Here is a 13,531-nt window from a genome sequence, read left to right on the forward strand (position 1 = left end):
CATACAAATAGCCGAAGGAAAAAAAATCTACTTTTCATCAGATAATCATTTAGGTGCACCAACATCTGAAGATTCTCGACCTCGCGAAAAGAAATTCGTGGCCTGGTTAGATGAGGTAAAACACGATGCAGCTGCAATTTTTTTGTTAGGCGATTTGTTCGACTTTTGGTTTGAATATAAAACCGTTGTCCCAAAAGGATTCACAAGAACCTTAGGAAAATTAGCCGAAATTGCAGATTCTGGAATACCGATTTACTTCTTTGTAGGTAATCATGATTTATGGATGAAGGATTATTTTAAAACCGAATTGGGCATACCTGTTTACCACGAGCCGAAAGAATTTATTTTTAACGACACCACGGTATTTATAGGTCATGGTGATGGTTTAGGACCTGGAGATAAAGGCTATAAACGCATGAAAAAAGTGTTTACGAGTCCATTTTTTCAATGGTTATTCAAATGGATGCATCCTGATATTGGAGTTAAAATCGGACAATATATGTCTGTAAAAAACAAAATGATTTCAGGCGATGATGATGCAAAGTTTTTAGGAGAAGACAATGAGTGGTTAGTGGCATATTGCAAACGTAAACTCGAAGATAAACATCGCGATTATTTTGTATTTGGTCATAGACATTTGCCTTTAGAAATTGACTTAAATGAAACGTCTAAGTACATTAATTTAGGCGACTGGATTCAGTATTATACCTACGGAGTTTTTGACGGTGAAAATTTTGAACTGAAAACCTATTAATGTCGTCCTGTTTTTACTTTAACAGAAGCGTAAGTAGACACAGAATAAGGCACTACAAAGCATAGGCTAAGCTTTAACCAATTTACCTTATCAAAATTCAAATGATATAAAAGGTCTCCTTGGTTGATAATATTTAAAATACAACCAACTACTATAGCGACTTTAATCGAAGAGATGACGATGTCTTTTTCTAAAGCTATTTTAAGCAGTTTTAGAATCATGCTAAATGAAATGTTTAAATATTTTGTAGGCAAAAGTAATAAAAATGATAAGGCTTAAAAGTGATTTTATACTCCATCTTTTTCGTGTGCTTCAATATCTTTAGTGAGATCTAGTTCACGTAATGATGTGTTTTTAAAATGCATTGTTGTCACCGTAATAAGCGTTACGGTACCTCCAAGTATTACAGCCAATGGTGCTCCAAATAGTTTTGCAGCGACTCCACTTTCAAGCGCGCCAAGCTCATTAGAGGATCCAACAAACATAGAGTTTACAGCACCAACCCGTCCTCTCATGTCATCAGGTGTCTTAAGCTGAAGAATGGTTTGACGAATCACCATCGACACTCCATCAAAGACTCCAGATAAAAATAAAGCGATAATACTCAGCCATAGAAGTTGAGATGCTCCAAAAATTATCATACAGACTCCAAAGCCAAAAACAGAGACTAATAGCTTTTTTCCTGTGTTTTTTGTAATCGGAAGGTATGTTGTTGCTACCATAGTAATAATACTTCCCGAAGAAAGTGCAGCATTTAAATACCCAAAACCTCTTGGTCCAGCGTCTAATACATCTTTTGCAAATACGGCAAATATGGCAACTGCACCACCAAAGAGAACAGCAATCATATCTAATGTTAAGGCTCCTAAAACAACCTTATCGCTAAACACAAATTTTAGTCCAACTTTAAGACTGTTCATCACAGATTCATTTGTTTTTTTATTTAGAATAGGTTTCTTTTTTATTCCAAATACGAATATAAATGATAGCATCACTAATACGAATATAATACCAAGCGTATGATGAACACCAATCCATGCTATTAAAAATCCGCCACAAAGTGCACCAAACACATTGGCACCTTTCCATGTGCTACTGCTCCATGTAGCAGCATTTGGGTATATTTTTTTAGGAACAATGAGTGCGATAAGAGAAAATATTGTAGGACCAAAAAAAGCTCTTAATACACCGCCAAAAAACACCAAACCATAAATGCTGTATAATATGTAGTTAGCCTCCCAAGTGTTTTCGATAATTTCTGAAGTTAGCCAATACAACCCAAAACTAATTAATGAGAATAAGGCAATACATAGTGTGAATAGGTTTCGTTTTTCTTTTTGGTCAACAATATGACCAGCAAATGGCGCGAATAAAAATGCAGGTAAAAATTCACAAAGCCCAATAATCCCTAAACTAAGCTCATCATTAGTTAAAGAATACACCTGCCACTCTATAACAATAAATTGCATAGACCATCCAAAGATTAATGCAAAACGCACCATCAAAAAAATGTTGAATTCTTTGATTCTTAATGCTGCATATGGATCGTTTTTTGCCAATGTAGTTCGGGTTTACAAGACCTGTCAGGTTTTTTGATACCTGACAGGTCTGTCAATTGATTGGGTACAAAAGTAAAATAAGATTAGGTCATATTTCAGTTTTTGGTTCATTTCTAAAATAAGCCTGTTTTTTAGGATTTATACCTGTCAGGTTTTTGAAACCTTACAGGATAATAAGCTAGTAGATATTTAATTTTCAATCAACTTAAAAGCAACACGTCTATTTAATTGTTGTCCTTCTTCACTGTCGTTATCTGCAATTGGTTGTGTGCTTCCAAAACCAAAGGATGTAATGCGTGTAACATCTAATCCTTTTGTAATTAAATAATTTGAAACTGCTTTGGCACGTTGTTCTGATAAGTCTTGATTTCTAGTTTCTAAGCCAATGGCATCGGTATGACCATAGATTTCAATATTTAATGTAAGGTTAGCTTCTAAATGTTTGTAAAGTTGATTGAGTTCTTCTTTTGAAACCTCTAACAAGTCCGCTTTATCAAAATCGAATAATACATTTTTGAAAGTGTGAATCTCGTTGGTTTTAATGGTTGGTTCTTCAATTGTTTTAGTGGTTTCCACTACTTTTTCTTGTTCTAAAGACTCTATGGATACGTCGTCTATGTAGTAGTATGAAAAGAAGTATGGACTATTAGAAACGACCTGTTGTTTTTTAGTTTTTGGGTTTCTATAAAAATTCCCGATTGAAAAATAATTTTCATAACCTTCTGCTGTAAATTCAAAGGAATATTCCGTCCATATTTCCTTATTAGAAAAATAAACTTCCTCAGTATTGGAATATAGCTTAAACTTCTTTTTTGTGACTTTTGAAGACTTAATCACTTTTTCGCAGCTGTTAGAATCATAACAAGGCTTTAGTTTTTCTTCAGTAATTAATACTTCAATATCCTTTAAAGCATAAGACGATTTATCTGCTAAACTCAAATAAAAAGTCATTTTGTATTTCTTTCCTTCTACTAATGTTTTAGAGAGTTCTCCTTGCACATATTCTCTATAGTTTTTATCCGTATAAAAGTACATACCTGCATATGATGAACCGGTTTTTGGATTTTGAATTCCATTGTAATTGTTTGCACCCATGTCTTCACTACATGTGTCAAAAAAATCCGTGGAACCATGATTCGGAATAGACCAATCTAAAACTCCATTATTGAATCCTCCTAAATTAACAATACATTTATATGTTGAGTGATCTTCAAAACTTGGATTTAAAACTAAATTCTGACTCGTTGAAATAAAACTATAAAAAATGAATAAGAATAAGACAGGTGGTTTCATGTAATATCAACGATAACTTAATCAATTATATTTTATATCTACAAGGTTTTGGAAACCTTGCAGGATTAGATAGCATAAATTATGCTTTAATATCCTTCAATTTTAACTGTAGACTGACGTTGCCATTCCAATGATTTTCATCAATAACATAAGCCGCACTAAATGGTCTTTTGCTTTTGATAATATCTATTTTATCGCCTAAGCCAAAACCAATACAGACAATTTTATCATTGAAGGATTGGGTTACAGTTAACCGAATATGCTTATCATCTTCACCCACACATTTTCCCCAACCGGTATCTTTTAGGTTTTGCGACATAAAGGTTGGTGACATATTCCCAGGGCCAAAGGGTGCAAATTGTTTTAGGATGCGCATGAGTTTATCATTGATTTCACTGAGTTCTATTTCTAAATCTATTTTAAGCTCTGGTGTTAATAGTTTTGGGTCAATAGTTTCCTTAACTACGCTTTCAAACTTGGCTTTAAAGGCATCATAGTTTTCTGGTAATAACGTTAAACCTGCAGCATATTTATGACCTCCAAATTGTTCAATGTGTTCTGAACAAGCTTCTAATGCATTATACACGTCGAATCCTTTTACAGAACGTGCCGATGCGGCTAATTTATCTCCACTTTTGGTAAACACTAACGTGGGTCTGTAGTAGGTTTCTATTAAACGTGACGCCACAATACCAATCACTCCTTTATGCCATGATTCGTCATAAACAACTGTGGTAAACCCCTCTTGCTCGTTATGAGCTTCAATTTGAACTAATGCCTCTTGTGTAATGCGTTTATCGGTTTCGCGACGATCTGTATTAAACTCGTCAATATCTACGGCGTATTTGGCTGCGAGATTGAAATCGGTTTCCGTTAAAAGCGTTACGGCGTGATTACCGTGTTTCATGCGTCCTGCGGCATTAATTCGTGGTGCGATAATAAAAACGACATCTGTTATGGTAAGTATGTCCTTTTTAACCTCAGCGATAATCGCTTTCATGCCTGGTCTTGGGTTGGTATTTATAATGTTTAAACCCATATACGCCAAAGCCCTATTTTCATCTACAATGGGTACAATATCTGCACCAATGGCAGTCGCTACCAAATCGAGATACTCGGTTAAATCCTCTACCGTTTGCCCTTGGTTAAATGCTAAAGCCGTAATTAATTTAAAGCCCACTCCACAGCCACAGAGTTCTTTAAAAGGGTAATCGCAATCGTCGCGCTTAGGATCTAAAACAGCTACCGCATCTGGAATTTCCGTTCCTGGTCTATGGTGGTCGCAAATTATAAAATCAACCCCTTTTTCTTTAGCATAAGCCACTTTATCTATGGCTTTTATACCACAATCTAATGCAATTATTAAGGAAATATCATTGTCGTGCGCAAAATCAATGCCTTTATAAGACACGCCATAACCTTCATCATAACGATCTGGAATGTAAGTCGCCACAGATTCAGTTCTTGTTCTTAAATACGAAGACATTAAAGCGACAGAGGTTGTACCATCCACATCATAATCGCCATACACCATAATATTTTCACCTTGTTCAATCGCTGTTTCGATTCTAGCAACTGCTTTATCCATATCTTTCATGAGGTATGGATCATGAAGGTCTTTAAAACTAGGTCTAAAAAATGTTTTAGCAGCATCGTAAGTATCGATGCCGCGTTGCAATAATAATGTAGCAACAATATCGTCTACTTGAAGAGCTTCTTTCATTAATGCCACTTGAGTGGCTTTTGGTTTTGGTTTAAGTGTCCAACGCATAATGAATGTCTTCTCGAGCGCAGTCGAGAGGTTGCTTTAATGTGAATTTTGAGGTCTCAACTGCGCTCGACCTGACATAATTATCTCTTACTTATTATGAAAATAAATATTAGTTTCAACAGTAGCAAAACGGCGGAACATTTCCATGACTCCACAGTATTTATCTACGGATAAATTTACAGCACGTTCGCATTTCTTTTCGTTTAAGTCTGAGCCATAGAAATGGTAATCTACAACTACAGTGTGGTAATATTTAGGATGCTCATCCGTTAATTCGCCTGTAACGTCCATTTTAAAATCATCGATTTCTACTTTCATTTTATCTAAAGTAGAAATAACATCTAGACCAGAACAGCCAGCTAAAGAAGATAACATCATGGCCTTTGGTGACAGCCCGTTTCTATGGTCAGTACCTTCAATATTAGTATCCATTATTACGGTTTTTCCGCTAGGGTTATCAGATTCAAAGGTTAAACCTTCTTTCCAATGGGTTGTGATTTTATTTTTCATTTTTTAAGTTTAAAAGTTATGTACTATCTTGTTCATTCAAAAATACTACTAAAAAAATAACTATGGCATTAGTAACACCTTTGTCTGCAGAACACAATTTAGAAACTAAGAAATTAGCAGAATTTTTTAATGAAACCCTTGGATTTTGTCCAAATTCGGTTCTCACCATGCAACGTAGACCAGCAATTAGTAAAGCGTTTATTAATTTAAATAAAGCCGTTATGGCCAATGAAGGCAGAGTCACCTCAGCTTTAAAACGTATGATTGCTTGGGTGAGTAGTAATGCTACAGGTTGTCGCTATTGTCAGGCGCACGCCATTAGAGCCGCAGAGCGTTACGGCGCAGAACAAGAACAGTTAGATAATATTTGGGAATACCGAACACATCCCGCTTTTTCTGAAGCAGAACGTGCTGCTTTAGATTTTAGTTTGGCAGCTTCACAAGTACCAAATGCTGTCAATGCAGACATTAAAAAACGACTATATGAATATTGGGACGAAGGTGAAATTGTGGAAATGTTAGGTGTGATATCTTTGTTTGGTTATTTAAACCGCTGGAATGATTCTATGGGAACCGATATGGAAGAAGGTGCTGTTGAAAGTGGCAATCAATATCTTGGAAAACATGGTTTTGAAGTTGGTAAGCATGATGGATCGCAATATTAATTCAACTATATTTTTACAATGAAATTATTAAAACTCAGCTATCTAATCTTTGGCTTTTTAATAGTGTTAGGATGTAAATCTTCAGAAGAAGATAAGCGTGATGATGCTTTCACCTTTATCGAAAGAAACGCGTATACTATTAATAGCTATAACGGATTGGCGTACTATAAATTAAACAAAACTCAAAAGTTTATGGATGGCTATTATGTCGTTGGAAATAAAATGTCTAAATGGGAAGAGTTTGAGTTTAAAGATGGTTTATTACATGGCGATTATATTGTTTTTCATCCTAATGGCGAGGTATCTTCTCACGGACAATACTCAAATGGAAAAAAGCATGGGGATGAGTTAATGTACTATCAAGATGGTGTATTAAATTCTAAACAAACATTTAAAAACGATGTATTAGTGGGCAGTAAGTACTCCTATTTCCAAAATGGAAAAGTTCGTTCTGAGTCTATAATTGAAGATGGAAAAGCTATAGAAACTCAAAATTTTGATTTATTAGGTAATATAGTATCTCAACAATTTATAAGAGATAGTAGAACGATTACCCAGCAAATTGTAGAAGGAAAGATTTATTCTGAAATGGTATCGTCTAATTATGATAGTTATGAGACCGTAAAGTTTTATAATGAAGATGGAAGCACTAAGATATACTTACAAAAAGAAGAAGAAAACGGAACGTTTTATATCCTAGAACTCGATGAAAATGGAGATGAAATTGTGCGTGTTGACGTTAAGGCTAATCCGGATGCTGCAATGAAATATTTTCAGTATTTTAATTAAGATTGATATAGAATTTGCGAAAGATTTTTACAAAATCTCTTCAACTTTTTTCCTTAGCTCTGGCACTACCAATTCCTCAAACCAAGGATTCTTACTTCTCCAAAACCGATTGGTTGGCGAAGGATGCGGAATGGGGAAATACTTGGGTAAGTATTCTTTATAATCTCCAACCGTTTCGGTTAACGTTCGTTTGGCGCTGTCTTTTAAATAGTATTTTTGGGCATAAGCGCCAATTAAAATAATCAACTTTACATTAGGCATTTTATCTAATAATTGCTCATGCCATTGTGGTGCACATTCTGGTCGTGGTGGTAAATCTCCTGTTTTTGCTTTTCCTGGATAACAGAATCCCATGGGAATAATGGCGAAGTTTTCAGTATCGTAAAATTGTTCTGTTGTAACATTAAGCCATTCTCTTAAGCGTTTTCCACTTTGGTCGTCCCAAGGTATTCCAGAATCATGAACTTTTGTTCCTGGAGCTTGTCCTATGATTACAATTTTAGATTTTATGTTTGCAGAGACAACTGGCCTTGGTCCTAAAGGCAAATGTGCTTTGCAAATCGTACATTGGCTAATATGGTGTAATAAGTCTTCCATAATTTAATCCTCATCCTTCAACATGCTCTTTAAATCATTGGTGTAAGATGGATATGTAAATATCTGCTTTTTAAATTCGTTAGTGGTCAAGCCTTCATTGATTGCCATTGTAAATATATTAATAGTTTCATTGGCTTGTGAGCTCAATAAATGTGCTCCAACAATCTTATCAGTACGTTCGTTAACTATTATTTTATACGCATAAGCTTCAGCATTTTCTTTTTTTGCATTGTACCAATCTGAAGTATCTCCTTTGTAGACCTGTACATTTTTGTATCTGCTTTTCGCTTCTTCTTCAGAATAACCAACACTTGCTAATTGTGGTTGCGTGAATACAACGGAAGGTACTAATGGATTTTCGAATTCTTTCTTATTTCCATTCACAATATTATGACCTGCAATATAACCTTGTATACCTGAAAGTGGTGTCAAAGGCAAAGATTTGCTAGACACATCTCCACAAGCATACACATTTTCATTACTAGTGCTTTGCATAAAATCGTTGACTAAAACACCTGTTTCGTCAGCTTTTATGTTTGCGTTTTCTATATCTAACTTTTCAATTGCTGGCACACGACCTGCCGTATTGAAAATTTTTCGCGCTTTTATCGATTTTGTTTTTCCATCTTTTTCGTACGTCAGCTTCAAGTTTTTCTTCAACTTTTCTATCTCAATCGGCTTCGTATTAAACATGAAATTCACTCCATTCTTTTCTAAAACTTTGGTTAATTTTTCAACTAAAAACGAATCAAATTGGTTGAGTGCTTTATCAGAAACTTCAACCATAGTTACTTTACAACCCATTGTAGAAAGCATGTAACAGAATTCCATACCCACATATCCAGAGCCAATAAATATCGCTGATTTCGGAATTTTTTTCAATTTCAAAATAGCATCACTTGTTTTTAATAGTTCAGCACCTTCAAACTCTAAAGTTCTAGGGATATAACCTGTAGCAATTATAAATTTATCTGCCGTCACCGTTTTTCCTTCTACAAGTATTTCGTTTTTACTTATAAATTGTGGTGATTGATGATATAAGTCAATACCTAAATCATTTAGATTTTTTTCGGTATCTAAGGGTATCGATTTAGTGAATGATTTTTTAAATTTCTGAACAGCTTTCCATTTAATTTTAGGTGGTTGTTTAATCCCTAAACCTTCAAGTTGTTTGGTATTTTGCATTAAGTCTGCAAATTGAATCAATACTTTTTTAGGGTCGCAACCTCTGGTGGCACAAGTGCCTCCAAATTCGCGTTTATCAGAAATTGCGACTGTTAATCCTGCTTGCTTACAGGTTTTTGCTGCCGTCTGACCTGCAATACCGCTTCCAATAACAAATACGTCGTAATGTTTAGTTCCCATAATTTTAGTTTGAATTAGAAAATTATGGAAATTAAATGATACTGACTGATGCAGTGGCTATAAAGGTTAACTCAATTACGAAACGTTCATTGTCTTTTCTGTAATGGGAAGGTTTCAAAATGTAAACCTTCGAAACCTGTTTTTATAAAATTCCGGATGTTTTGATGGCCCGTTCCATTAGGATTTATTAAAACATCTTCAAAATAATAGGTGCCAAAACATGCTAAGGTCTCCGCTTTGGTAAAATCTTGATCTACAGCAAAAGCTAACAATTTACAGGATCCTAAATTTTGGTCTTCAGCATTTTTTAAAAGTCCATTCGTAAATGCCGTTGGTGTAAATAAATAATTACTATCTATTACAGCTATGGTTTCAGAAAAATCAATCTGCTTTGGGCTCGATTTTAGTTTGGCTAAAAATTCGTTTAGAGTCATTATTCTATTTATGTTTTCCTTCTACCACAATGACAATTTCTCCTTTGGGTGGTTTGTTGGTGTAGTGCTCTAAAACTTCTTTGGCTGTGCCTCTAATGGTTTCTTCGTAGAGTTTGGTGATTTCTCGTGAAACAGAAACTAATCTGTTTTCACCAAAATATTCACAGAAATGACCAAGTGTTTTTATAAGTTTATGCGGACTTTCATAGAAAATGATGGTTCTGGTTTCTTCGGCTAATAGTAATAATCGGGTTTGTCGTCCTTTTTTTACAGGTAAAAAGCCTTCAAACACAAACTTGTCGTTTGGTAAACCGCTATTTACTAGAGCAGGAACAAATGCTGTCGCTCCTGGTAAACAATCCACTTCAATATTATTCTCTACGCAAGCTCTTACCAATAAAAATCCTGGGTCTGAAATCGCTGGAGTACCCGCATCACTAATGACTGCAATGGTTAATCCAGATTTTAATTTTTCAATTAAACCATCAACCGTTTTATGCTCGTTGTGCATATGGTGGCTTTGCATTTGTGTGGTAATTTCAAAATGCTTTAATAATTTTCCTGACGTTCTAGTGTCTTCAGCCAAAATTAAATCGGCTTCTTTTAAAACGTCGACAGCTCTAAAAGTGATATCTTTTAAATTGCCAATTGGTGTTGGTACTAAGTAGAGTTTACCCATAGTTATTTCTCAAAAAAAAGTGAGAATATTTTAAAATTATTATCTAGTCTCTTAAATATTTACCTAAAAAATAGGACGGAAAAAGAACTAATAAGCCGTAGAATGAAAAGCCGAAAATACCATGGCCAGCATAATGGTGAGCTGCGGTTGCTAAAACTAAATCAAAGAAAAAACCAGCATAAGCCCATTCTGTTAACCATTTGCTTTTTCGCCATAAAATAATGGCAATACCAAGAAGCTTTAAAATAGCAAGCGGTAGTACTAAATAGCTAGGGTAATTAAGGTTTTCAAAATAGTCTTTTACCATTTCGGTATTTAACAGATACATTTGTGCCGAATACAGAAAAATTAGGCATAACACAACGGTACAAAACCAATAAATAATTTGTTTGACTTTCATTAATTAAATTTTCCTTCGATTAATTGAAGAAAGCGTTCTTCATATTCTTCTTTTCCTACCCAATTGTTATAATCTGGTTTTACCATTTCTAAAATTAATGTTTTAGCTTCAGGTAAAGATCCTGTGGTGTTAATTTGAGAAATAACACGATCATAATCTTCATTTTCGCCTTCAAACAAATGTTTAATAAAAGCTAATTTATCGTTTAATCCTATTTTTAGATTTTGTCCCTTTAATTTGTCATTTAGAGATTTATTAGCAATTTCTACCTCACGTTTTTGTGCAACTTCAATAGGTTCGAATTCGGGTATTTCATTAAAGCCAGAAGTAATGTCTTCAAATTCAATAGAAGATTGTTTTAATTCGGTTTCTTTTGGTAAGATTTTTTCTGAGGTAAGCGTTTCCTCTATTACCCGTTTTTCTTCAACTTCGTCATCAGGCATATGTGATACTAAATCTTTAATTTTAGACATTACCGGTTCCATGATGCCATCATCTTCAGTTTCATCTAAATCAATGTAGGTTTTATCTTCAATCTCTATGTTGTCACTATATTTGTTATTGAAGGCCGTGTCTAACATGTCAAAAAATGATGAGTCATGACCGATTTTAGGAATTCTGTCTTCAAAATTTTCTTGTGCAAATTTTAAAACAGTTAGTTTTTCATAGAGTACAGCGACTTCTTCATGAAGTTTATTAATATCTTCTCTACCTGTCAGTTTCAGAATCCTATGCGCAATACTAACTAATTCTGATTCTAATTTCTTTTTCATAATTCTAAGTGTTTTATATTGAAGCGTTTTAAAGTGCTTCAAGATTATAAAATCAATATTTAATGCTAATTAAAAAGGAATAAAATTTCTTTATCTTCTTTTCGTAAGTTTTACTTTTGATTTTTAATAAATTTGCGTGACCTTTATAAAAACGGAGACTAACTCCGATTTAGTGCTAAAATTACAAAATGTTTCTCGAAAATACAGTAAATCAGAAAGAACAATTTGGGTGGATTGAAGTCATTTGTGGATCCATGTTCTCAGGCAAGACAGAAGAATTAATCCGACGACTAAAACGTGCGCAATTTGCAAAACAAAAGGTAGAAATATTTAAACCTGCTGTAGATGTGCGCTACGATGAAGACATGGTTGTTTCTCACGATGCTAATGAAATTCGTTCAACGCCTGTACCTGCTGCGGCTAATATTCCAATTTTAGCAGATGGTTGTGATGTGGTTGGTATTGATGAAGCTCAATTTTTTGATGATGAAATTGTACGTGTTTGTAATGATTTGGCCAATAAAGGCATTCGTGTTATTGTTGCTGGTTTAGATATGGATTTTAAAGGTAATCCCTTTGGGCCAATGCCATATCTTATGGCCACAGCAGAATACGTTACTAAAGTACATGCTGTTTGTACAAAAACCGGAAATTTAGCCCAATACAGTTATAGAAAAGCATTGAGTGATGATTTGGTTTTATTAGGAGAAGTTGACGAATATGAACCCTTGAGTAGAGCAGCGTATTTTAAAAGTATGCAAAGAGATAAAGTTAGACAATTGAACGTGAATGATGCGGAAGAAATAAATTCTAAAGATGAAAATCCGAATGTCTAAAGCTAAAGAAACTGTTCTCGAAATTGATTTTAATGCTTTGACGCATAATTTCAATTATTTAAAATCGAAATTACAACCGCAAACAAAATTTTTGGCTGTAGTTAAAGCTTTTGCTTATGGTAGTGATGCAGTAGAAATTGCGAAACACCTTCAGAAAATAGGAATCGATTATTTTGCTGTAGCTTATGTGCGTGAAGGTGTGGCGTTAAGAGACGCTGGGATAACAACGCCAATTTTAGTGCTACATCCGCAGTCTATAAATTTTAAAACTCTTATAGAGCGCTGTTTAGAGCCTAGTTTATATAGTGCTCACGTCTTAGATGAATTCATAAAAACGGCTGAAGACCTATCTCAAAAGAACTACCCAGTTCATATAAAATTTAATACAGGTTTAAATCGATTAGGTTTTGATCAAAAAGATAGAGAGACTATGGTTTCTAAATTAGGATCAACAACAGCAGTAAAAGTAAAATCTATATTCTCTCATTTAGCAGCTAGTGAAGATCTCAATGAAAAAGATTTTACTGAACAACAGATTGAAACTTTTAAATCTATAGCTGAAACTTTTAAAACACAATCAGGAACAGCGCCTTGGTTGCATTTATGTAATACTTCTGGGATTCTTAATTATCCTGAAGCGCATTTCAATATGGTGCGAAGCGGAATTGGTTTATATGGGTTTGGAAATTCTGAAGAAGAAGATAAAAACTTTAAACCTATCGCAAGTTTAAAATCGGTTGTTTCTCAGATTCATGAGATTGACAAAGGAAAATCTGTTGGTTATAACAGAGCTCACATCTCTGGCCGTAATGAAAGGGTCGCAACAATACCCATAGGGCATGCAGATGGTTTAAGTCGGGTTTATGGCAATAAAAAAGGCTTTGTTTTTATCAATGGTGAAAAAGCCTACATCATTGGAAATGTTTGTATGGATATGATTATGGTCGATGTTACAGATATCAAATGTAAAGAAGGTGATGAGGTAATCATCTTTGATAAGGTACATACAGCCAGTGAAATTGCGGAATCAGCAGGTTCAATTTCTTATGAAATTCTAACCGCATTATCTAAGCGAATAAAGCGTAACTTTTTACCTTAAAAAAAAT

At 34.4% G+C, this 13,531-nt stretch carries 16 protein-coding genes; 5 read left to right on the forward strand and 11 right to left on the reverse strand.

Annotation, left to right across the window (positions count from 1 at the left end; translation table 11 throughout):
- Position 1: 1 nt before the first annotated feature.
- Complete coding sequence (locus tag K1X16_RS10260) at positions 2-754, forward strand: UDP-2,3-diacylglucosamine diphosphatase (protein ID WP_195870531.1); 753 nt, start codon at positions 2-4, stop codon at positions 752-754.
- Here K1X16_RS10260 and nrtS read toward each other — a convergent pair.
- The 5 genes from nrtS to K1X16_RS10285 form a co-directional block, all read right to left on the reverse strand.
- Positions 751-975 (reverse strand): nitrate/nitrite transporter NrtS, encoded by a 225-nt coding sequence (gene nrtS / locus K1X16_RS10265; RefSeq protein WP_195870437.1) that lies wholly within the window; start codon positions 973-975, stop codon positions 751-753. The genes K1X16_RS10260 and nrtS overlap by 4 nt on opposite strands.
- A 66-nt stretch (positions 976-1,041) precedes the next feature.
- Positions 1,042-2,313 carry an MFS transporter gene (locus K1X16_RS10270; RefSeq protein ID WP_225036063.1) on the reverse strand — a complete coding sequence of 424 codons (1,272 nt, stop codon included), beginning with the start codon at positions 2,311-2,313 and terminating at the stop codon, positions 1,042-1,044.
- Between the two features lie 189 nt (positions 2,314-2,502).
- Positions 2,503-3,606 carry an OmpA family protein gene (locus K1X16_RS10275; RefSeq protein WP_225036064.1) on the reverse strand — a complete coding sequence of 368 codons (1,104 nt, stop codon included), beginning with the start codon at positions 3,604-3,606 and terminating at the stop codon, positions 2,503-2,505.
- 79 nt (positions 3,607-3,685) lie between these two features.
- Positions 3,686-5,377, reverse strand: a complete 1,692-nt coding sequence (recJ, locus tag K1X16_RS10280) for a single-stranded-DNA-specific exonuclease RecJ (protein ID WP_225036065.1) — start codon at positions 5,375-5,377, stop codon at positions 3,686-3,688.
- 87 nt (positions 5,378-5,464) lie between these two features.
- Complete coding sequence (locus K1X16_RS10285; RefSeq protein ID WP_195870441.1) at positions 5,465-5,887, reverse strand: OsmC family protein; 423 nt, start codon at positions 5,885-5,887, stop codon at positions 5,465-5,467.
- Positions 5,888-5,949: 62 nt separating this feature from the next.
- Between K1X16_RS10285 and K1X16_RS10290 the strand changes: the two genes are divergently transcribed.
- Positions 5,950-6,552, forward strand: a complete 603-nt coding sequence (locus K1X16_RS10290; RefSeq protein ID WP_225036066.1) for a carboxymuconolactone decarboxylase family protein — start codon at positions 5,950-5,952, stop codon at positions 6,550-6,552.
- Between the two features lie 18 nt (positions 6,553-6,570).
- Positions 6,571-7,341: a toxin-antitoxin system YwqK family antitoxin gene (locus K1X16_RS10295; protein ID WP_225036067.1), complete on the forward strand. Its 771-nt coding sequence runs from the start codon at positions 6,571-6,573 to the stop codon at positions 7,339-7,341.
- A gap of 27 nt (positions 7,342-7,368) precedes the next feature.
- Here K1X16_RS10295 and K1X16_RS10300 read toward each other — a convergent pair whose 3' ends face one another.
- The 6 genes from K1X16_RS10300 to K1X16_RS10325 are packed head-to-tail and all read right to left on the reverse strand — an operon-like array spanning position 7,369 to position 11,589.
- Positions 7,369-7,938, reverse strand: coding sequence for a uracil-DNA glycosylase family protein (locus tag K1X16_RS10300; RefSeq protein ID WP_225036068.1), 570 nt, complete (start codon positions 7,936-7,938; stop codon positions 7,369-7,371).
- A gap of 3 nt (positions 7,939-7,941) precedes the next feature.
- Positions 7,942-9,357, reverse strand: coding sequence for a dihydrolipoyl dehydrogenase family protein (locus K1X16_RS10305; protein ID WP_225036130.1), 1,416 nt, complete (start codon positions 9,355-9,357; stop codon positions 7,942-7,944).
- 32 nt (positions 9,358-9,389) lie between these two features.
- The gene (locus tag K1X16_RS10310) at positions 9,390-9,737 is read right to left on the reverse strand and encodes a HopJ type III effector protein (RefSeq protein WP_225036069.1); all 348 of its coding nucleotides are present in this window, start codon (positions 9,735-9,737) and stop codon (positions 9,390-9,392) included.
- 4 nt (positions 9,738-9,741) lie between these two features.
- Positions 9,742-10,416 (reverse strand): 16S rRNA (cytidine(1402)-2'-O)-methyltransferase, encoded by a 675-nt coding sequence (gene rsmI / locus K1X16_RS10315; protein WP_225036070.1) that lies wholly within the window; start codon positions 10,414-10,416, stop codon positions 9,742-9,744.
- A 43-nt stretch (positions 10,417-10,459) separates the two neighbouring features.
- Entirely contained in the window at positions 10,460-10,816 is a 357-nt protein-coding gene (locus K1X16_RS10320) for a DoxX family protein (protein WP_195870448.1), read from the reverse strand.
- Entirely contained in the window at positions 10,816-11,589 is a 774-nt protein-coding gene (locus tag K1X16_RS10325; RefSeq protein ID WP_195870449.1) for a hypothetical protein, read from the reverse strand. Before K1X16_RS10325 ends, K1X16_RS10320 begins: the two co-directional genes overlap by 1 nt.
- 188 nt (positions 11,590-11,777) lie before the next feature.
- Between K1X16_RS10325 and K1X16_RS10330 the strand changes: the two genes are divergently transcribed.
- Together K1X16_RS10330 and alr are read left to right on the forward strand one after the other, a co-directional pair.
- The gene (locus tag K1X16_RS10330) at positions 11,778-12,425 is read left to right on the forward strand and encodes a thymidine kinase (RefSeq protein WP_195870450.1); all 648 of its coding nucleotides are present in this window, start codon (positions 11,778-11,780) and stop codon (positions 12,423-12,425) included.
- Positions 12,418-13,524 (forward strand): alanine racemase, encoded by a 1,107-nt coding sequence (gene alr / locus K1X16_RS10335; RefSeq protein WP_225036072.1) that lies wholly within the window; start codon positions 12,418-12,420, stop codon positions 13,522-13,524. The genes K1X16_RS10330 and alr overlap by 8 nt, the downstream gene beginning before the upstream one ends.
- The last annotated feature ends 7 nt before the right edge of the window (positions 13,525-13,531 follow it).

This window comes from Winogradskyella sp. SM1960 (assembly GCF_020179375.1).
GTDB classification, from domain to species: Bacteria; Bacteroidota; Bacteroidia; order Flavobacteriales; family Flavobacteriaceae; genus Winogradskyella; species Winogradskyella marina.